Raw genomic sequence first — 19,826 nt, 5'->3', positions numbered from 1 at the left:
TGCCTGCCCTTCTCAGGTCAGACAGCTCGGGCCCAGGAGTGCCTTCAAATCCCCCATCAGGGCCGACGACGGCGCCACGCGCAGTGAGTCCATCAACCGCAACTGCGTCTGCTTCCGGTCGCTGACCAGCGTCACATGAACGTCGGAGGTCCCCGGATGACGCACGAGGATCTGTTTGAGCGCGCTGACCCGGTCGGGCGTGCAGACGCGGGCCGACAGCGTGAGATTCAGCGGCTTGGTGGTGCCGACCGCTGACAGGTCCGGAACCGCGAGGTCGTTGGCGCTGATCATCGTCGAATCGTCACGCTTGTTGACACGGGCCTTGACCAGGACGATGTTGTCGGGCACCAGGTCCATCCCGTACGCGACGTACGCGCGCGGGAAGAAGTACACCTCGACGCCGCCCACCATGTCCTCGAGCTGGACCGCCGCCCACGGCTCGCCCTTCTTGTTCACCCGTCGGGTCACCGAGGAGATGATGCCGCCGATGGTGATCTGCGCGCCGTCGGCCACCGACCCTTCGAGGAGCGCGGTGATCGAGGTGTCGGTCTGCGCCGCGATCGCGTGCTCCAGTCCTGCCAGTGGGTGGCCGGACACGTACAGGCCCAGCATGTCTCGTTCGAGAGCGAGCTTGTGCTTGGTCTCCCACTCGTCCTCCGGCACCTTGACCGCGAACACGTCCGAGGCACCGCCGTCGTCGTCTCCGACACCGCCGAAGAGGTCGAACTGGCCGACCGCTTCGGCCTTCTTGGTCGACAGCACGGCGTCGATCGCTTCGGAGTGAACGAGGAACAGGCCCTTGCGGTCGTGACCGAGCGAATCGAAACCGCCGGCTTTGATCAGCGACTCGGTGACCTTCTTGCTGCACGCCTGCACGTCGATCTTGCCCAAGTAGTCCGAGAAGCTCGTGTAGGTGCCCTTCTCCTCGCGCGCCGAGATGATCGAGGAGACCACTCCGGACCCGACGTTGCGGATCGCGGCCAGACCGAATCGGATGTCCTCCCCCACCGCGGCGAAGTCGGCACGCGACTCGTTGACGTCGGGTGGCAGCACCGTGATGCCCATCTTGCGACAGTCCGCGAGGTAGATCGCCGCTTTGTCCTTGTCGTCGCCGACCGACGTCAGCAGCCCCGCCATGTACTCGGCCGGGTAGTTGGCCTTGAGATAGGCGGTCCAGAACGAGACCAGCCCGTAGCCGGCGGCGTGCGATTTGTTGAAGGCGTAGCCGGCGAACGGCAGAACCGTGTCCCACAGGGCGGTGATCGCCCCCTGTGAGAAGCCGTTGTTCTTCATCCCCTCCGCGAAACCGTCGTAGGCCTCGTCGAGGATCTCCTTCTTCTTCTTTCCCATCGCACGACGGAGCAGGTCGGCCTGTCCGAGCGAGTAGCCCGCCACCTTCTGAGCGATCTGCATGATCTGCTCCTGGTAGACGATCAGGCCGTAGGTCTCCGCCAGGATCTCCTTGAGCGGCTCCTCCAACTCGGGATGGATCGGCTTGACGTCCTGCAGACCGTTCTTCCGCTTGGCGTAGTCGGTGTGCGCGTTCACACCCATCGGCCCCGGGCGGTACAGCGCCAACACGGCGACGATGTCTTCGAAGCCGGTGGGCTGCATCATCTTCAGCAGCTCGCGCATGGCCGCGCCGTCGAGCTGGAAGACGCCGAGCGTGTCGCCCCGCGCCAGCAGCTCGTAGGTCTTCGGATCCTCGAGCGGCAGCTTGTCGAGATCGAGGTCGATGCCGCGGTTGGTCTTGATGTTCTCGATCGCGTCACCGATGACGGTCAGGTTGCGCAGCCCGAGGAAGTCCATCTTGAGCAGACCGATGGCCTCGCACGAGGGATAGTCCCAACCGGTGATGATGGCGCCGTCCTGCGCACGCTTCCAGACCGGGATCGCGTCGGTGAGCGGTTCGCTCGACATGATCACCGCGCAGGCGTGCACGCCCGCGTTGCGGACCAGCCCCTCCAGGCCGAGGGCGGTGTCGTAGATCCGCTTGACGTCCGGATCGGTCTCGATCAGCGTGCGGACCTCGGTGGCCTCCGAGTACCGCTCGTGCTCGGGATCGGTGATGCCCCAGACCGGGATGTCCTTGGCCATGATCGGCGGCGGGAGCGCCTTGGTGATCCGGTCTGCGATCGCGAAGCCCGGCTGACCGAATTGGACGCGGGCCGAGTCCTTGATCGCGGCCTTGGTCTTGATCGTGCCGAAGGTGATGACCTGAGCCACTTTGTCGTGGCCCCACTTCTGGGAGGCGTAGGTGATCATCTCACCGCGGCGACGGTCGTCGAAGTCGATGTCGATGTCGGGCATCGACACGCGCTCGGGGTTGAGGAACCGCTCGAACAGCAGACCGTGCGGAATGGGATCGATGTTCGTGATGCCGAGCGCGTAGGCCACCAGCGACCCCGCGGCGCTGCCTCGTCCCGGCCCGACGCGGATCCCGACCTCCAGGGCGTGCCGGATGAGGTCGCCGACGACGAGGAAGTAGGCCGGGAAACCCATCTGGTTGATGACCGACAGTTCGTACTCGGCGCGCGAGATGTAGTCCGCGGGCGGATTGCCGTCGAACCGGCGGTCCAGACCGGCCATCACTTCGCGCGCCAGCCACGTCTCCTGCGTGTAGCCGTCCGGCACCGGGAAGATCGGCATCCGGTCGTGGTGCGCGTAGACCTCCTCGTACGACTGCACGCGTTCGCCGATCTCGAGCGTCGAATCGCAGCCGCCGGGGACGACGTCGTCCCACAGCGCTCGCATCTCCTCCGCCGACTTGAGGTAGTAGCCGTCGCCGTCGAACTTGAACCGTGTCGGGTCCGACAGCGTCTTGCCCGTCTGGAGGCACAGCAGCGCCTCGTGCGCCTTGGCGTGATCGCGGGTGACGTAGTGACAGTCGTTGGTGACCAGCGGCTTGATGCCGAGCTTGCGGCCGATGTCGAGGAGCCCCGACCGCACCCGCTGCTCGATCTCGAGGCCGTGCTCCATCAGCTCGAGGTAGAAGTTCTCCTTGCCGAAGATCTCCTGCCACTTGCCCGCCGCCTCGAGAGCCTCGGCCTCGTGGCCCAGCCGCAGCCGCGTCTGCACCTCACCGGACGGGCAGCCGGTGGTCGCGATGATCCCTTCGGCGTGCTCGGCGATGATCTCGGCGTCCATACGCGCCCACTTGCCGAGCTGTCCCTCGATCGACGCCAGCGACGACAGTTTGAAGAGGTTCCGCAGCCCGGTGGCGTTCTCGGCGACCATCGTCATATGCGTGTACGCACCCGAACCGGAGACGTCGTCGGACTTCTGGTCGCGCGTGCCCCACTGGATCCGCTTAGTGTTGAAACGGGACTCCGGTGCGATGTACGCCTCGATGCCGATGATCGGCTTGATGCCGTGCTTGCGCGCGGTGTTGTAGAACTCGCTCGCACCGAACATGTTGCCGTGGTCGGTCATCCCGATCGCCGTCATGCCCAGGCGCTCGGCCTCGGCGAACAACGGGGACATCTTCGCGGCACCGTCGAGCATCGAGTACTCGGTGTGATTGTGAAGATGAACGAACGACCCGGACACGCGGCGACTCCTTGAGGCGATCGAACCAACTTGAGACCACTCCACTGTAGAGAAGACCTCGGACACTTCCGCCGTGGCACGCGGACCTGTGACGGATGAGACGAGCGGCCCGCGCGAGGGCCGATCACCTCCTCGTCTCACGGCTCCCGGAGAACGTCCAGGGCGTGCTGCAGATCGGCCGGGTACTCCGAGGTGAACTCCACGCGACGACCGTCGGCGGGGTGCGCGAAGGCCAGCATCCGGGCGTGCAGCCACTGCCGTTCGAGCCCCAGCCGGCCCGCGAGCCGGGGATCGGCGCCGTAGGTCGGGTCGCCGCAGCACGGATGGTGCATCGCCGAGAAGTGCACACGGATCTGGTGCGTGCGTCCGGTCTCCAGATGAACGTCGAGCAACGACGCCGCCGCGAACATCTCCAGGGTGTCGTAATGCGTCACGGATTCACGACCGCCCGCGGTGACGGCGAAACGCCAATCGGACCCGGGATGTCGACCGATCGGCGCGTCGATCGTCCCGGACGGCGGATCGAGGTGCCCCTGCACCAGCGCGTGGTACCGCTTCTCGACGGTGCGTTCCTTGAACGCCCGCTTCATCAGCGTGTACGCGCGTTCGGACGCGGCCACCACCATCACCCCCGAGGTACCCGCGTCGAGGCGGTGCACGATGCCCTGGCGCTCGTGCGCACCCGAGGTGGAGATGCGGAAGCCGGCCGCCGCCAGCGCTCCGATGACGGTCGGCCCCGACCAGCCGAGCGACGGATGCGCCGCGACGCCGGCGGGCTTGTCGACGACGATGATGTCGGAGTCGTGGTAGAGCACCTCGAGGTCTTCGACCGGTGTCGGCTCCACCGTGAGCGGCTGCTCCGGCTCGGGAAGAAGCACGTCGAGCCACGATCCGGCCGCCAGCTTGTGGGACTTGCCCACCGGGACGCCGTCGACGGTGATGTCACCGGCGTCGGCGAGCGTCGCGACCACCGTGCGCGAGAGACCGAGCACGCGCGCCACGCCCGCGTCCACGCGCATCCCGTGGAGACCGTCGGGGACCGGCATCGCCCGCGAGTCACGCATCGTGGTCCTCCTCGTCCTCGCCCGACTCCGCCGGGTGCTTCTCACTGCCGTGCCGAGCCGCCCATCCGGTGCGGGATCCGTCGTAGTCGTAACCGAGCAGGGTCAGCACGACCAACAGAACCGCACCGCAGACGACCGCCGAATCGGCCATGTTGAAGGTGGGCCACCAACTCCCCACCTGAATGAAGTCGACCACATGGCCGCGCAGCGGCGCCGGATCGCGGAACATCCGGTCGGTCAGATTGCCCAGCGCCCCGCCCAGCACCAGGCCCAGGCCGATCACCCAGCCCAGCGAACCGAGCCGCTTGGCGTAGCGCGCGATCACCACGACGACGGCCAGCGCGACGAAGGTCAGCACCCACGTGTAGCCGGTGGCCATGGAGAACGCCGCGCCGCTGTTACGGACCAGGTGAAAGGTGAGGAAGTCGCCGATCACCGACACCGTCTCACCGGGTTCCATCTTCGCAACCACCAGCACCTTGCTGAGGACGTCGATCAGGTAGGCGGCGACCGCCACCGCGATGAGAACGGGGATCAGCCCGACTCCGCGGCGGCGCGCCGGGTCTCCGGCGCGCTGCGCCGCAGGTTGGTTCATGACCTCAATTCTCCACATCGGCCGCGTCGGCGTCGCACCCCGCCTCGTCGGGACGGCCCGCGGCCCGCACTACTCTGGCTCGGGTGACTGTCTCGTCTCCGGTTTCCCCGCGTTCCACCACTGCCCGCCGCGCCGTCGGCATGGCCGCCGCGGCGGTCGTTCTGGCGTCCGGCGCCGCGGCGTGTTCGTCTTCGAACGACGCCTCCGGCGACGGTCCGTGTGCCACGACGCCGGCCAGCAAGTCCGACGGCGCGCGGTCGATCACCGTGCCCGACGCCGAGGTGACCGTCCTCTCCCCCGGCGAGGGTCCGGCGCAGCCGCTCACCGTCTCGCCGAGGACCGATGCCGCCCAGCGGGTCACGCTGGAGACCTCGTCGCTCGAGGCGAGCGTGGCACCGACCTCGCGCACGGAGAACACCAATCAGGTGCAGAAGACCGAGCAGCAACTCGTCACTCCGATCACCGCGCGCGCCGTGTGCGACGATCCGAGCAGTCTCGAGTTCTCCATCGGAACGCCCACCAGCAAGGACACCGCTCTCGACGGCCTGCTCGGCGCGCTCGACGGATCCACGGGCGGCATCTCGTACGCCCCGGGCCTGGTGCCCACCCGGCTGCGCCTCAAGCCCGACGAATCGTCCGAGTCACCCGCACGCAGCGCGCTGGAGCAGTCGCTCGTCGGGGCGCTCGACTACGCGGTGCCGGTGCCGACCACCCCGGTGGCCCCGGGTGCCCGATGGCAGTCGCTGCGGACGGTGTCCGCGGCCGCGACGGTCACCCAGACCATGACCGTGACACTGACCGCTCGCGAAGGCGACATCCTCAAACTCGACGTGCGGGTCGACGAGACACCGGTCGACTCGGTCTTCTCTATCCCGGGGTCCGACGCGAAGCTGCACATCGCGAAGTTCTCGATGAGCGGCTCGGGCTCGTTGACGGTCGATCTCCGCTCGCTGCTGCCGGTCTCGGGCGACCTCACGATGAAGGGCGGCCGCGAACTGACCGGCGACGACCCCAACCGGCCCATCCTGCAGCAGAACGAATTCACCCTCACCTGGCGGAAGTCGGAATGACTCCGCGCCTGGCGAGGGCGAATGGATGTGCTCCGGTCAGCGGCTGACCGGAATCAGCCCGCGGCCTTCTTGCTCGAGGTCGCGCTCTTGGCCTTGCTCGACGGCGAAACGCACAGCGGCGACTGCACGTCGGTCTGGCTCAGCAGCGGGCAGACGGTCTCCTTGGAGAGCTTCCAGCGGCCGTTGTCGAAGACGATCGACGCGTCGATCTTGGTCGGCGGGTTGTTCGGCAGCTTCACCTCGACCTTCACCTTGGCTCGGTTGGGCCCGGCCTTCAGGATCGGCTTCTTGATCTCGTAGGTGACGTCCGGGTTCTCCTTCTTGGCCTTCACCAGCTGCGTGAAGAGGTTCGGGTCCACCTCGGAGCCCTCGACCAGGTCGGTCTTGGCCGCCGGCTTGATATTCGGATCGAGCGCCTTCTGAAGCATGTCGTTGAGTGCGGCGACGCCGGGAACCTTGTTCGGGTTCGTCATCTCGGCCTCGGTGCCGGTGGCCGCACTGCTCGTGGCCGCGGCGCTGGACGTGGTGGCACTGGGCACGGGCGGAGCGTCGGAGTTGTCGTTGCCGCCGCACGCCGCGGTCGCGGCGATGGCGCCGGCAAGCACGGCACCGGTCACGATTCTGCGAATGTTCACCGAAGTAGTCCTCACATTGGGGTCGGATTCCAGCGGGCCCTCCCAGACCCGAACTCAGACCACTATGCCAAAGAGCCCGCGATCCGCACACTCGCTCAGGCCGGTATCGGGTGACTTCTCAGCTTGGTCTCATCTGTCTCGCCAGCCCCACCGCGAGCTGCAGACACGATCGACGCGGGATGCAAGAATCGAGACCATGAGCACACGTCAGGTCGTGATGATCACCACTGGCGGCACCGCCGCCTCGCAGACCACCGACGACGGGGCCGTGCCGGTCCTGCACGCGGCCGACCTCGTCCCGGCGACCGCCGACGACGTCCGGGTCGCACCCGTCGAGCTGATGGCCAAGGACTCGTCGGCGATGACCGTCCGCGACCAGTTCGCAATCGTCGCAGCGATCGCCGAGGCCTTCGCCGATCCCGCGGTCGCCGGAGTGGTGGTGACGCATGGAACCGACACTCTCGAGGAGACCGCCTACTTGGCGGACGTCTTCGCCGCCGACCCCCGCCCGGTGGTGTTCACCGGCGCGCAGTTCCCGGCCGATCACCCGCTCTCCGACGGTCCGGCCAACATCGCCGCCGCGGTGGCGCTGGCGGCCGACGCGGACTCGCGCGGACGCGGTGTGCTGGTGGCGATCGGCGGCCGGGTTCTCGGCGCGCGCGGCGTGTTCAAGACCTCGACCACCGAGGTCACCGCATTCGACACCGTCCATCCCGACCTGCCGCGACCGCTGGTCTCGGACACTCTTCCCGAGGGCAGGCCGGCCCGTGTCGACCTGCTCGCGCTCTACCCCGGCGTCTCACCCGGCACCATCGCGTCGGCGGTCGCCCAGCGGGCGGCGGGCATCGTGCTGTCGGCGACCGGCTCTGGCAACACCCATCCCGACATCACCGCCGAGGTGAATCTCGCGGTGCAGCGCGACGTGGCGGTGGTCGTGTCGACCCGGGTCCCGTACGGCCCGGTGGAGCCGACCTACGGTGGTGGTGGCGGCGGCGTCGATCTCGTCCGGGCCGGCGCGATCTTCTCCCCGTGGCTGCGGGCGCCGCAGGCGCGGATGGCCCTCATCGCCCTGCTCTCCCGCGGCGCCGACGCCGACGCGATCGCCGCCTTCTTCGCGGCGTCGTCCCCCTGACCGCACAGCCCCAGCTGTACTGTCTAGTCCGGATCCCCCGATTCGGCGACCTCGTCCCAGGCGAGGCTGTCGAGCGGGTCCGCCCGCGTCAGTCTCGGCTCGGGCAGTCGGAAGGTCTGCGCGCGGCCCGGACCGGTCGCGCGCGTCTCGAACCGGACGGTCACGAAGCCGTGACCCCCGCCCTGCACCCATCCGTGGCCGTGATCGGGATGCGAGACGTCGGTACCGGTGGGCCAGTCGACGACGGGTTCGGCGGCGGTGTCCTCGTCCGGGACGCCGGGCGCACCAGTGGCCGCAGCCCCCGTGCCGGAGGGCGACGCGGAGTCACCGAGGTCACCGAGATCGGGAAACAGCGTCTCCTGGTGAGTGTCCGACAACCCGGAGTATCCGACGCCGACCAGGCGGATCGGCCCCACCTCCAAGGGATCGAGCATCACCCGGTGCGCCGCCGCGGTCAGCGCATCGAGGTCGGTCGTCGGCGCGGGCAGAGTGGTCGAGCGGGTCAGGATCGACATGTCGGAGCGGCGCAACTTCACCACCACGGTCCGCGCGCCGCGGCCGTCCGCCAGCAGCCGTCGATGCGCATGCGACGCCGCGCCCGAGACGGCCGCCCGGAGTTCGGCCGCGCGCACGATGTCGACCGCGAAGGTCGATTCGGCGCTGATCTGCTTCGCCTCCGCCCGCTCGGTCACCGGGCGATCGTCGATCCCGCGCGCGAGCCGGTGCAGCGACGGTCCCGCGGTGGCGCCGAGGACCGAGGCGACCTCGACATCCGAGAGCGCCGCCAGGTCGCCGATGGTCTCCACTCCCAGCCGAGCCAGTCGGTCTCCGGTCACCGGGCCGATCCCCCACAGCTTGCGCACCGGCAGCGCTTGCAGGAAGTCCAATTCCGTGGACGGCGGAATCACCTTGGCCCCATCGGGTTTGGCCATTCCGGAGGCGATCTTGGCGATCTGTTTGCCCGAGCCGAAGCCCACCGAAGCGGGCAGCCCCGTCTCCTCCCGGATCGCGGCGCGCAGCCGGTGGGCGAAGTCGAGCGCGTCGGCGGCGGTGGCGCCCGCGAGCTCCTGCGGTTCGCCGAACGCCTCGTCGAACGAGAGCGTCTCGATGACCGGGACGAAGGTTCTCACGAGTCCGAAGACGCGGCGGCTCACCACCGAGTACACCGATCCGCGCGGCGGAACCACCACCGCGGAGCCGCCGACCAGCCGCCGCGCCTGATGCATCGGCATCGCCGAACGGGCACCGAACGTCCGCGACTCGTAGCTGGCTCCGGCCACCACGCCGCGGCCACCGGTGCCGCCGACGAGCACCGGACGCCCGGCCAGGGTCGGCCGCGTGAGCTGCTCCACCGACGCGAAGAAGGCATCCATGTCGATGTGCAGCACCCAGCGCGCGCTGCGCTCCCCGCCGGCGGTGCCGGGTGCGGAGTCAGTCACGGGGACGGCGGCACAGGGCCAGCACTCGGGGATCGGTGGTGACGAAGCGGTCGACCTCTTCACCCGCGTCGCAGCGCAGCAGCGCGATGGTCGCCGAGTCCGGCCGCAGCGACACGACCTCCCACTGCGCGCCGTTGTCCTCCCAGCGCTGGAGTCGCTCGAGATCGTCGCCGCTCATGGCCCGATTCTATCGCCGGCCCCGCGGGCGTACTCTCGGCAGACGTGCCTTTCCTTCGATATGCAGCATTGGGCGACTCCTTCACCGAAGGAGTCGGGGACCACGACCCGCAGCGGCCGAACGGAGTCCGCGGCTGGGCGGACCGGGTGGCGGCCGAGTTGGCGCGGCTCGAGCCCGGCGCCGAGTACGCCAACCTCGCCATCCGCGGTCGCAAGCTCGAGCCGATCGTGGCCGAACAGGTGGAGCCGGCGCTCGCACTCGACCCGGATCTGATCACCCTCTACGCCGGCGGCAACGACATCCTCCGGCCCAAGGTCGACATCGACGCCCTGCTCTCGACGTACGACGCCGCCGTGGCGCGACTGACCGAGTCCGGTGCGCGACTCGTGCTGTTCACCGCGCACGATCCGGGCGGCTGGCCCCTCTTCAGCGCCCTTCGCGGGCGCTTCGCGATCTACAACGAGGGCGTCCGCGAGATCGCCGACCGCCACGGCGCCACCATCGTCGACTTCTGGCGGATCGACGACTACCGCGACGTCCGCCTCTGGGACTTCGATCGGCTGCACATGTCGGCCGCGGGCCATCAGCGCATGGCGATCGCCGTGCTCGACGCGCTCGGCGTCGAGCACGGCCTCCGGCCGCTGGAGCAGGCCCCGCTCCCCGACCTGTCGCCCGCCCGCCGGCGCGCCGAGAACCGGCGTTGGATCAGGGAGTTCGCCGTGCCGTGGATCGGCAGACGCCTGCGCGGCACCTCCAGCGGCGACGACCTCTCGCCCAGGTTCCCGGAGATGACCGCGCTCGGCGCGTGAGCCGAGCGGCGTCTACGCCTTCTCGATGTCGGCGGTGACGCCGTCTCCGAGTTCGATCGCCCCCGGTCGGTCCGAGGTCACGTCGAACGCGGTCGCCAACACCTCGCCGGCGATCATGTCCGAATGACGCCTCGCGGTCCCCACCCGCTCCTCGGGCACCGCCAGGCGCACCGAGATGCGGTCGGAGATCTCCAGCCCGAGGTTGCGGCGCGCGTCCTGCAGTTCGCGGACCCGGTCCTTCGCCCAGCCCTCGGCTTCGAGTGCGGGCGTCACCGCCGTGTCGAGGACCACCAGACCCGCCCCGCCCGGCATCTCGGCGGTCGAATCGGGTGCGACGGCGACCAGCTTCCGTGAGAACTCCTCGCCCTTCAGGACGATCCCGTCGGCGACGACGGTCTGTTCGCCGGTCTCCGGATCGGTGCCGAACTCCCAGTCGCCCGACTTCACCGCCTTGATCGCGCGCTGGACGTCCTTGCCGATCCGCGGCCCGGCCGCTCGTGCGTTCACGGCCACCTCCACGCGGCCGACGGCGTCGACGTCGGTCGAGAGCACGACCTGCTTGACGTTCATCTCGTCGGCGATCAGATCGGTGTACGGCGCCATCCGTTCGGCCGCGGGCGCGGCGACGGTCAGCGCCGGAAGCGGGAGACGGACGCGCAGCTTGTTGGCCTTGCGGACACTCGACGCGACCGAGCACACGGTCTGCACCTGATCCATGGCCGCCACCAGTTCCGTATCGGAGGGCAGCTCGTCCTCGGCCGGCCAGTCGGTCAGGTGCACCGACCGTTCACCGGTCAATCCCCGCCACATCGCCTCGGTGGCCAGCGGAAGCAGCGGTGCGGCGAGCCGGCCCGCCACCTCCAGCACCGTGTACAGCGTGTCGAAGGCGTCGGGGTCGGTGTCCTGGCCCGCCCAGAACCGGGCCCGCGACCGCCGCACGTACCAGTTGGTCAGCGACTGGCAGAACTCGCGGAAACTCTCGCAGGCGCCGGCGATGTCGTAGACGTCGAGCGCCGCGGTCATCTCGTCGCGCGTCTGGGCCAGTTTGGCGAGGATGTAGCGGTCGAGGACGTGCTGCGAATCGGTGCGCCACGTGGCCGGGCGCTCCGCGTACAGCTGCAGGAAGCTGTATGCGTTCCACATCGGCAGCAGAGCCTGGCGCACTCCCTCGCGGATGCCGCGCTCGGTGACCACCAGGTTGCCGCCGCGCAGGATCGGCGAGGCCATCAGGAACCAGCGCATCGCATCGGAGCCGTCGCGGTCGAATACCTCGTTGACGTCGGGGTAGTTGCGCTTGGACTTGCTCATCTTCTGACCGTCATCGCCGAGCACGATGCCGTGTGCGGCCACCGTTTTGAACGCGGGGCGGTCGAAGAGGGCGGTGGCCAGCACGTGCAGGTTGTAGAACCAGCCGCGGGTCTGTCCGTTGTACTCGACGATGAAGTCGCCCGGATTGTGCGCCAGCTGATCGCCGCCGCCGTCGAACCACTCGGTGTTCTCGAACGGGTAATGCACCTGCGCGTACGGCATCGACCCGGACTCGAACCAGCAGTCCAGGACCTCCGGCACGCGTCGCATCGTCGAACGCCCGGTCGGATCGTCGGGATTCGGCCGGGTCAGTTCGTCGATGTGGGGCCGGTGCAGGTTCTCCGGCCGCACCCCGAAGTCGCGCTCGAGCTCGTCGAGACTGCCGTAGACGTCAACCCGCGGGTACGCCGGATCGTCGGAGACCCATACCGGGATCGGCGCTCCCCAGAAGCGGTTGCGGCTGATGTTCCAGTCCTTGGCTCCGGCGAGCCACTTGCCGAACTGCCCGTCCCGGATGTGGGCCGGCGACCAGGTGATCTGCTGGTTCAACTCCAGCATCCGGTCCTTGATCTCGGTGACGGCGACGAACCACGACGGCACGGCCATGTAGATCAGCGGCTGGCCCGACCGCCACGAGTGCGGGTAGGAGTGCTCGATGGTCTCGTGCCGAAGGATGCGGCCCGCCGCCTTGAGATCTCTGATGATGTTCGGGTTGGCGTCGAAGACCATCTGGCCCTGGTACGGCGGCACCAGATCGGTGAAACGGCCGCCCGGATCGAGCGGCTGCACCACCTCGATGCCGTTGGCGGTCGCGACGTCCATGTCCTCCTCACCGAAGGCCGGCGCGAGATGGACGACGCCGGTGCCGCTGTCGGTGGTGACGTAGTCGGCCAGCAGCACCACGTGCGAGGCGGGGTGGCCGAGGAAGAAGTCGAACGGCGGTCGGTAACTCAGCCCCGCCAGTTCCTTGCCGAGGTACACCCCGACCGTCTCCGGTTCGCCGAGTTCCTTCGCGTACGCACCGACGAGAGCCGAGGCCAGCAGGTACTCGTCGCCGTCGGCGGTCCGCACATGCGAGTACTCGGTCTCGGGATGTACCGCGATCGCCAGGTTCGACGGAAGGGTCCACGGCGTCGTCGTCCAGATCAGCGCGTTGACGCCGTCGAGCGGTGATCCCGGCGCGGAGAGCGGCATCGTCACGGTGACCGCCGGATCCTGGCGCATGCGGTAGGCGTCGTCGAGCTTGGACTCCTGGTTGCTCAGCGGCGTCTGCTCGTACCAGGAGTACGGGAGCACGCGGTATCCCTGGTACACCAGGCCCTTGTCGTGCAGGCGCTTGAAGGCCCACATGACCGACTCCATGAAGTCCAGATCGAGCGTCTTGTAGTCGTTGTCGAAGTCGACCCAGCGGGCCTGCCGGGTGACGTAGTCGCGCCACTCGCCCGTGTAGCGGAGAACCGAGTCGCGGCAGTATTCGTTGAACTTGTCGACGCCCATCGTCTCGATCTCCGATTTATCGGTGATCCCGAGTTGCCGCTCGGCCTCGAGTTCGGCGGGCAGACCGTGGGTGTCCCAGCCGAATCGGCGGTCGACCTTCTTACCGCGCATCGTCTGGTACCGCGGGATCACGTCTTTGACGTAGCCGGTGAGCAGGTGGCCGTAGTGCGGAAGTCCGTTGGCGAAGGGCGGACCGTCGTAGAACACGAACTCCGGTGCGTCCTCGCGATTGGCGATCGACGCCTTGAAGGTGTCGTCGTCCGCCCAGTACTGCAGGACGGTCTCCTCGACCTGGGGAAACGACGGCGCTCCCCGCCCGGTTCCGTCGGTCAGATCGACGATCGGGTAGGCGCGCGCCGTGGTGCTCTGCTGTGATTCGGGGGTCGTGTCGCTCACGCGCTGCTCCTCGTGCCTGGTCTTCGCCGACGCTCTCGTCGGCCCTGTGGGCACGGGGACGCGACTGTGTGGACTCGCCTGAGTTCACGGTCTGCGCGCGGTACCACCCCGCTTGCACGCCCGAGGGGCGTGCCTCTCATCGTGACGGCTGTGTCGGGCCGCACCCGCCCGGTTCTACTGAGACCCAGCGGGTCCGTTCTTCCGGGAGCTCACCGGTGATTGCCGGGTCGTCGCTGCGAACAATCAGTCTACTGCACGGGGCCCGACCGCACTGGGCCGGGAGGTCTGCTCGGGCGGTGGCTCAGTCGTCGGAAGGGTCGCTCTTCGGCGACCGCCCGCCATCGTCCTGGGTGTCGTCCCAGACGAACTGCATGGCCGGCAACTCGGGGTCCGACGACCGCACCACGATGTCGTCCGTCGGATCGCCGGCCAGACGCCGCCGCCCGACATATGTCTCCGGCAGCGCGTCCGCCTGCGGTGCACTCGTCTCCGGTGCGCCGCTCTCCGCTGCTGCCGACGGCGCCGGCTGCTGCGGAGTCTGCGCAGGCCCCTGCGGAACCGGCTGCGGTCCCGTGCGCGGCCCGCTCGCCGACTGCACGGGGAACGACCCCGTCGAGCGGAGGTAGTCGTTGACGTCTCCGGCGCCCTCGGGAGCGCGCTCCGCACCCGGCTGCGGAGCGGAGAATCCGCCCGACAGAGCGGACAGTTCGCCGTTGCCCGGATCGGTGGGCACTTCCGAGACGGGTTCGGGTGTGGCCGAGACGATCGAACCGAGACCCGCCGACTCGCCGCCGCCGACATCGCCCGAGTCGACGGGCACGTGCTCACGGGCCGGACCCTCGTCCTCGGCGTCGAGGGGCTCCTCGCGCGCCGCGGATTCACGCCCGCGGATCGTGAACAAGGGCTCGTCCTCGGCGCCGGCGCCACCGCGCCGGGTGGCCCGCAGTGTGTCGATGACCAGAAGGATCAGGCCGACGACGCAGACCGCCACGCAGGCGATCGCGAGCGGGAGATTACTGGTCACCAGTGCGACCACCAGAAGGCCGAAACCGACGAGGGTGGCGGCCAGCGCAAGGCTCAGCATGTCACCCTCGTCGGTTCGGGGAAGATGTGCGTGTACACGTCGGTGTCAGCCCCAGATCAGCTCTGCGAGTATCCGCCCTCAGCGGCATAACTCGCCTGTCCGTTCTCCACCGGGGCGGCACTGCCGCGCTGCTGGAGTTCCTCGAGCTGCGACTCCAAGTACGTCTTGAGTCGAGTGCGGTACTCGCGCTCGAACGTCTTGAGCTGCTCGATGCGGCCTTCCAGCACCGTGCGCTGCTGGTTGATGGTCGTCATGATCTCGGTGTGCTTCTGCTCCGCGTCGCGCTGCAGGAAGTCCGCGCGTTCCTGCGCCTGGCGCACCTGGGTCTCAGCCCGGGTCTGTGCATCGGCGAGGAGTGCCTCGCTGCGCTGGCGAGCGTCGGCGAGCGTGGCGTCGGCGTTCGACTTCGCCTCGGCCACCATCGCGTCCGAGCGCTGGCGAGCGTCGGCCATCAGGCTCTCGGCCTCGCTCCGGGCGCTGCCCGTGACTCGGTCTGCGGTGTCCTGGGCCAGCGCCAGCACACGTGCCGCACGCATGCTGGCCTCTTCGTCAGCGGCGGGAGCCGGCGCCGCGGCGGGCTCCGGTGCGGGCGCGGGAGCAGGCTCCGCGACGGCCGCGAACGCCTGAGTGCGATCCGGGGCACCGGAACGCGCCTCGTCGAGTTCGGTCTCGAGTTCGCCGACGCGCTGCTTCAGGTCGTTGTTCTCGTCGATCAGCCGTGCGAGTTCAGCCTCCACGAAGTCGAGGAATTGATCGACCTCGTCCTCGTTGTAACCGCGCTTGCCGATCGGCGGTTTGCTGAACGCGACGTTGTGCACATCAGCTGGTGTGAGCCGCATTTCTGCCTCTCCCCTTAGGTCATTTCGCGTGTTGATTTCGTACACGCCGTCTTCTGGCACGGTCAGCCGGAACGTAGGTCCGCACAGGCGAACACGAACTGCCCCAATCTTGATCGCGTTTCTATTAATACCAGTACCACTACGCAACTAGCGTGTCATCTCGTCACACCAGGACCAAGGCGTGTTGTCTGCCCGCGACCCGTTCGCAATCGAATCTAGGCCGAATCATCGGGTCACCGTGGACTTCGTAAATGACACGCTGAGGCAGCAGAATTGGCGTTGCACACCGACCACCAGCGACTATTCGATTAATCACATTCGTGGAAGTCACGTGGTGTGGATCGCGAAGCCCAGAACCACCCGCATCAGGATCGACAACACGATCAGCACGATCATCAGCGAGAGGTCGAGCCGCACCGGACCCAGAGACAGCGGCGGGATCAGTCTCCGCAGCAACTTCACCGGCGGATCGGTCAGTGTGAAGACGAATTCGATGACGACCACGCCGGGCCCGGACGGACGCCACCGGCGCGCGAAGGACTGCACCAGCTCGACGACGAAGCGGCCGAGGAGCAGCAGAACGTAACAGAACAGTACGAAGTACAGGATCCAGAGGAAGGTGCTCACCCCTCAAGGGTGCCTGATAACCGTGCAGAACGCCGCGCCGCCCCGGAAACGACCGGGGCGGCGCGGCGGACGACGACGAGCTGCGGCTCAGGACTGACTGTAGAAGCCGCTCTCGGCGATGCGGCGACGCTCCTCCGGGCTGACGTCCACACCGTTGGGCGAGAGCAGGAAGACCTTGGTGGCGACCTTGTCGAACGAACCGCGAAGCGCGAAGACGAGGCCGGCGGCGAAGTCGACCAGACGCTTGGCCTCGTCGTTGCTCATATCCGCCAGATCCATGATGACCGGGCTGCCGTCGCGGAACCGTTCGCCGATCGTGCGGGCCTCCGAGTAGTCGGCCGGCCGCAGCGTCGAGATCTTCTTCATGGCACTCTCCGACAGCGGATCGTTGTCGACCTGGGGGTCGAGCGCGACGGCGTTGGCGCCGCGCACCGTGACGTTGGACGAACGATTCAGCGGCTCGAGCCTGCGGACCGACTCCACGTCGGGCGAGCGGCGGGCGCCCACAAACGGGCGATCCGACTCGGCGCGTACCGCGAAAGCGCGGTCGTCGGCCGAACGGGCGAACTCCGCCTCGCGGTAGGCCGGTTCGCGGTAGCGCGGCTCGGCCTCTCCGAACGGTTCGCGGTACTCCGGCTCCCGGTAGTCGGCCTCGCGGTAGCGGGATTCGCCCCGGTAGTCCCGCTCGCGGAACTGCTCGTCGCCGTAGAAGGCGTCCTCGCGGGTCCCGTTGCTGCGGTACTTCTCCATGTACGCACGCTCACGTGCCGACATGGCCGGCTGGTCCTCGGGGTCGGCCAGGTAGTCGTCCTCGAACTCGCTCGGGGGCACCATGCCGAAATATGCCTTGAACTTCTGCATCGTCGTCATTACGAGCCTTCCTGAACCGTGAAGTCATTGCGGGTGGATGGGCGCTACACCTGATCGCTAGTGGTTCTGTTGTGACCAGTGTGACTAAAGCGAGACTATCGGCCGCGTCCCCATAATTGCGGTTCCGACACGCACACACGTCGATCCGTGCGCGATCGCCGCTTCGAGATCTCCGGACATCCCCGCCGACAGCTCGACTGCGTGTGGGAACCGTCGCAGGAAGTCCGCGCGGATCCGGGCCAGCCGCTCCATGGCCTCGTCGGGGTCCGCTCCGAGCGGGGCCATGGCCATCAGTCCGTCCAGGCTGAGCGTGTCCGGCGAGGCGAGCACCCGTTCGGCGGCCGGAGCCAGTTCCGCCGGGGCCAGACCGCCGCGCTCCGGATCGCCGTCGAGGCTCACCTGCAGCAACAGGCCCAGCGTCCGGTCCCGGTCACCTGCCTCCAGAGCGCGCGCCGATGCGCCGTCGAAGGCCTCGATCAGTGGGAGGGAGTCCACCGAATGCACGCGGCGCGCCCAGCGGGCGATACCGCCTGCCTTCTTGCGCTGCACCCGTCCGATCATGTCGACGGCGAAATCGACGTCCACCCGCGCACGGACCGCCGCCGTCTTGCGCCCGGCCTCCGGCTCACGGGACTCGCCGAACTCCCGCACACCCAGGCGCAGAAGCCGCACCACGTCGTCGGCCGGGAAGTACTTCGTGACGACGAGCAGGCCGATCTCGGCCGGATCGCGTCCGGCCGCGGTCGCGGCGGCCGCGATGCGACGCGCGGTGGCGGCCAGTCCGTCGGCGAGCTCGGATGAGCGGGGATCCCGCTCGTCGGTCACCGCCGCGCTCCGGCGCTGTCCATCCAGATCACTGAAGCCAGGCGGCCGGTCGGCGCGCCGCGCCGATGGCTGAACAGCGACGTGTCGCTGATCGTGCAGCGCGGGTCGACGGCCACCGCCGACACACCGGCCTCGAGCAGTTGACGCCGGATACCCGCACGCAGGTCGAGCCCGGGCGTCCCAGTGGAGGTTCGGCACGAACTGCCCGGCAGATGCCGTTCCACATCGGCCTGCATCGCCGCGGGCACCTCATACCGTTCGCCGCTCGCGGCCGGGCCGAGGAAGGCCCCGATCCGTTCCGGCCGCGCTCCCAGCCGGATCATCGCGCGCAACGCCTCCGGCACGATACCGATCCGGGCACCGACGCGACCGGCGTGCACGGCGGCGATCACCCCCGCCTCGTCATCGCTCAGCAGCACCGGAACGCAGTCCGCGGTCAGCACCGCGAGCACCAGGTCGCGCTGGTCGGTGACCAGTCCGTCGGTAGCGGGCACCGGTTCGGCGACCGGTCCGTCGACGACGGTCACGTTCCTCGTGTGCAGTTGTTCCATCCACACCACCCGGGCGGGCTCCACGCCGAGATCCCGGGCCAGCCGCTCCCGGTTGGCCGCCACCGCGGCGGGGTCGTCGCCCACGTGATCGCCGAGATTGAAAGAGTCGTACGGTGCCGCGGAGACGCCGCCGGCGCGCGTGGTGACCGCGCGCCGGACGACGAAGGAATCGTCAGCCGCCATCACTTCATGAAATCGGGGACGTCGACGTCATCGTCGTCGAGCCGCACCGAGTTGCGGCGGGGCGTCGGCTCGCCGAACGGGTTGCCCGAGCGCTCCCGGGAGGTGCCGAACAGCGGGTCCTTCGCATCGGGCTTGGCGGTCTCCCCCGCCTGCGCCTGCGCGACGCCGGCATTGCTCGCCGTGGCGGCGTGGGCGCCCTGCTGGCGCTTGGACGGTGCGCCGGCGTCGAAGCCCGCGGCGATCACCGTCACTCGAACCTCGTCGCCGAGGTTGTCGTCGATGACCGTGCCGAAGATGATGTTGGCGTCCTCGTGTGCCGCTTCCTGCACCTGCGAAGCCGCATCGTTGATCTCGAACAGACCGAGGTCGCTCCCGCCGGCGATCGAGATCAGCACACCGCGTGCACCCTCCATCGACGCTTCGAGCAGCGGCGAGTTGATCGCCGACTCGGCCGCCTTGCGCGCCCGGTCCTCGCCGCGCGAGGCCCCGATGCCCATCAGCGCACTTCCCGCGTCGCTCATCACGCCCTTCACATCCGCGAAGTCGACGTTGATCAGGCCCGGCGTGGTGATGAGATCGGTGATGCCCTGCACGCCGTTGAGGAGGACCTCATCGGCACTGCGGAAGGCGTCCATCAGACTCACCTGCGCGTCGCCCAGGTGCAGCAGGCGGTCGTTGGGGATCACGATGAGCGTGTCGCACGACTCGCGCAGCGCCGCGATGCCCGCCTCGGCCTGGTTGCCACGTCGCTTGCCCTCGAACGAGAACGGGCGGGTCACGACACCGACGGTCAGCGCGCCGAGCTTGCGGGCGATCGATGCGACCACCGGCGCACCGCCGGTGCCGGTGCCGCCGCCCTCACCCGCGGTCACGAAGACCATGTCGGCGCCCTTGAGGAGTTCCTCGATCTCGTCCTTGGCGTCCTCCGCGGCCATGCGGCCGACATCCGGATTGGCGCCGGCGCCGAGGCCTCGGGTCGACTCGCGGCCGATGTCCAGCTTCACGTCGGCGTCAGAGATGAGCAGGGCCTGCGCGTCCGTGTTGATGGCGATGAACTCGACACCCTTGAGCCCCTGCTCGATCATGCGGTTGACAGCGTTGACGCCACCGCCGCCGATGCCGACGACTTTGATGACGGCCAGATAATTGTGCGGTGGCGTCATGATGCCTTCCTA

Annotated in this window: 17 protein-coding genes; 3 read left to right on the top strand and 14 right to left on the bottom strand. The window is 68.5% G+C overall.

Features of this window, described 5'->3' with window-relative positions; translation table 11 throughout:
* Positions 1–12: 12 nt before the first annotated feature.
* The 3 genes from dnaE to lspA form a co-directional block, all read right to left on the bottom strand.
* Complete coding sequence (dnaE, locus tag GSI01S_RS04960; RefSeq protein ID WP_006895348.1) at positions 13–3,549, bottom strand: DNA polymerase III subunit alpha; 3,537 nt, start codon at positions 3,547–3,549, stop codon at positions 13–15.
* Between the two features lie 137 nt (positions 3,550–3,686).
* A complete protein-coding gene (locus GSI01S_RS04955) occupies positions 3,687–4,613 on the bottom strand; it encodes an RluA family pseudouridine synthase (RefSeq protein ID WP_006895347.1) in 927 nt (308 codons plus the stop codon).
* Positions 4,606–5,208: a signal peptidase II gene (lspA, locus tag GSI01S_RS04950; protein WP_006895346.1), complete on the bottom strand. Its 603-nt coding sequence runs from the start codon at positions 5,206–5,208 to the stop codon at positions 4,606–4,608. Before lspA ends, GSI01S_RS04955 begins: the two co-directional genes overlap by 8 nt.
* Positions 5,209–5,291: 83 nt before the next feature.
* On the opposite strand from lspA, the gene GSI01S_RS04945 reads away from it, so the two are divergent.
* A complete protein-coding gene (locus GSI01S_RS04945) occupies positions 5,292–6,278 on the top strand; it encodes a hypothetical protein (protein ID WP_006895345.1) in 987 nt (328 codons plus the stop codon).
* A gap of 53 nt (positions 6,279–6,331) precedes the next feature.
* Here the strand turns inward: GSI01S_RS04945 and GSI01S_RS04940 are convergent, their stop codons facing one another.
* The gene (locus tag GSI01S_RS04940) at positions 6,332–6,913 is read right to left on the bottom strand and encodes a WKL family lipoprotein (protein ID WP_006895344.1); all 582 of its coding nucleotides are present in this window, start codon (positions 6,911–6,913) and stop codon (positions 6,332–6,334) included.
* Between the two features lie 196 nt (positions 6,914–7,109).
* On the opposite strand from GSI01S_RS04940, the gene GSI01S_RS04935 reads away from it, so the two are divergent.
* Positions 7,110–8,045, top strand: coding sequence for an asparaginase (locus GSI01S_RS04935; RefSeq protein WP_006895343.1), 936 nt, complete (start codon positions 7,110–7,112; stop codon positions 8,043–8,045).
* A 23-nt stretch (positions 8,046–8,068) separates the two neighbouring features.
* Here the strand turns inward: GSI01S_RS04935 and GSI01S_RS04930 are convergent, their stop codons facing one another.
* Both GSI01S_RS04930 and GSI01S_RS04925 read right to left on the bottom strand, forming a co-directional pair.
* Positions 8,069–9,418 carry a DNA polymerase IV gene (locus GSI01S_RS04930; protein ID WP_045537446.1) on the bottom strand — a complete coding sequence of 450 codons (1,350 nt, stop codon included), beginning with the start codon at positions 9,416–9,418 and terminating at the stop codon, positions 8,069–8,071.
* 58 nt (positions 9,419–9,476) lie between these two features.
* Entirely contained in the window at positions 9,477–9,662 is a 186-nt protein-coding gene (locus GSI01S_RS04925) for a hypothetical protein (RefSeq protein ID WP_006895341.1), read from the bottom strand.
* 44 nt (positions 9,663–9,706) lie between these two features.
* Between GSI01S_RS04925 and GSI01S_RS04920 the strand changes: the two genes are divergently transcribed.
* Entirely contained in the window at positions 9,707–10,471 is a 765-nt protein-coding gene (locus tag GSI01S_RS04920) for an SGNH/GDSL hydrolase family protein (RefSeq protein WP_039866949.1), read from the top strand.
* A gap of 12 nt (positions 10,472–10,483) precedes the next feature.
* On the opposite strand, the gene ileS is transcribed toward GSI01S_RS04920, so the two are convergent.
* The 8 genes from ileS to ftsZ all read right to left on the bottom strand — a co-directional run bounded on the left by ileS (position 10,484) and on the right by ftsZ (position 19,814).
* Positions 10,484–13,672, bottom strand: coding sequence for an isoleucine--tRNA ligase (gene ileS / locus GSI01S_RS04915; protein ID WP_006895339.1), 3,189 nt, complete (start codon positions 13,670–13,672; stop codon positions 10,484–10,486).
* Positions 13,673–13,973: 301 nt separating this feature from the next.
* A complete protein-coding gene (locus GSI01S_RS04910; RefSeq protein ID WP_006895338.1) occupies positions 13,974–14,756 on the bottom strand; it encodes a hypothetical protein in 783 nt (260 codons plus the stop codon).
* 56 nt (positions 14,757–14,812) lie between these two features.
* Entirely contained in the window at positions 14,813–15,595 is a 783-nt protein-coding gene (gene wag31, locus GSI01S_RS04905) for a DivIVA-like cell division protein Wag31 (RefSeq protein ID WP_006895337.1), read from the bottom strand.
* 327 nt (positions 15,596–15,922) lie between these two features.
* The gene (locus GSI01S_RS04900; protein WP_006895336.1) at positions 15,923–16,222 is read right to left on the bottom strand and encodes a YggT family protein; all 300 of its coding nucleotides are present in this window, start codon (positions 16,220–16,222) and stop codon (positions 15,923–15,925) included.
* An 87-nt stretch (positions 16,223–16,309) separates the two neighbouring features.
* Positions 16,310–17,092 carry a cell division protein SepF gene (locus tag GSI01S_RS04895; RefSeq protein WP_006895335.1) on the bottom strand — a complete coding sequence of 261 codons (783 nt, stop codon included), beginning with the start codon at positions 17,090–17,092 and terminating at the stop codon, positions 16,310–16,312.
* An 84-nt stretch (positions 17,093–17,176) separates the two neighbouring features.
* On the bottom strand, positions 17,177–17,917 hold the full coding sequence (locus tag GSI01S_RS04890) for a YggS family pyridoxal phosphate-dependent enzyme (RefSeq protein WP_006895334.1): 741 nt from the start codon (positions 17,915–17,917) through the stop codon (positions 17,177–17,179).
* Positions 17,914–18,651, bottom strand: coding sequence for a peptidoglycan editing factor PgeF (gene pgeF / locus GSI01S_RS04885; RefSeq protein ID WP_006895333.1), 738 nt, complete (start codon positions 18,649–18,651; stop codon positions 17,914–17,916). The genes GSI01S_RS04890 and pgeF overlap by 4 nt, the downstream gene beginning before the upstream one ends.
* Positions 18,651–19,814, bottom strand: a complete 1,164-nt coding sequence (ftsZ, locus tag GSI01S_RS04880; protein ID WP_006895332.1) for a cell division protein FtsZ — start codon at positions 19,812–19,814, stop codon at positions 18,651–18,653. Before ftsZ ends, pgeF begins: the two co-directional genes overlap by 1 nt.
* Between the last annotated feature and the right edge of the window lie 12 nt (positions 19,815–19,826).

The organism is Gordonia sihwensis NBRC 108236, from assembly GCF_000333035.1.
Classification (GTDB): domain Bacteria; phylum Actinomycetota; class Actinomycetes; order Mycobacteriales; family Mycobacteriaceae; genus Gordonia; species Gordonia sihwensis.
The sequence above is the reverse complement of the archived record's forward strand: the minus strand, read 5'-3'. Positions and strand labels throughout refer to the sequence as shown.

Coding starts and splice junctions, on each gene's coding strand:
- pgeF (WP_006895333.1), bottom strand. CDS start 18,651: ATGGCGGCTGACGATTCCTTCGTCGTCCGGCGCGCGGTCACCACGCGC.
- GSI01S_RS04910 (WP_006895338.1), bottom strand. CDS start 14,756: ATGCTGAGCCTTGCGCTGGCCGCCACCCTCGTCGGTTTCGGCCTTCTG.
- GSI01S_RS04955 (WP_006895347.1), bottom strand. CDS start 4,613: ATGCGTGACTCGCGGGCGATGCCGGTCCCCGACGGTCTCCACGGGATG.
- GSI01S_RS04895 (WP_006895335.1), bottom strand. CDS start 17,092: ATGACGACGATGCAGAAGTTCAAGGCATATTTCGGCATGGTGCCCCCG.
- GSI01S_RS04925 (WP_006895341.1), bottom strand. CDS start 9,662: ATGAGCGGCGACGATCTCGAGCGACTCCAGCGCTGGGAGGACAACGGC.
- GSI01S_RS04930 (WP_045537446.1), bottom strand. CDS start 9,418: ATGGATGCCTTCTTCGCGTCGGTGGAGCAGCTCACGCGGCCGACCCTG.
- lspA (WP_006895346.1), bottom strand. CDS start 5,208: ATGAACCAACCTGCGGCGCAGCGCGCCGGAGACCCGGCGCGCCGCCGC.
- wag31 (WP_006895337.1), bottom strand. CDS start 15,595: ATGCGGCTCACACCAGCTGATGTGCACAACGTCGCGTTCAGCAAACCG.
- GSI01S_RS04935 (WP_006895343.1), top strand. CDS start 7,110: ATGAGCACACGTCAGGTCGTGATGATCACCACTGGCGGCACCGCCGCC.
- ftsZ (WP_006895332.1), bottom strand. CDS start 19,814: ATGACGCCACCGCACAATTATCTGGCCGTCATCAAAGTCGTCGGCATC.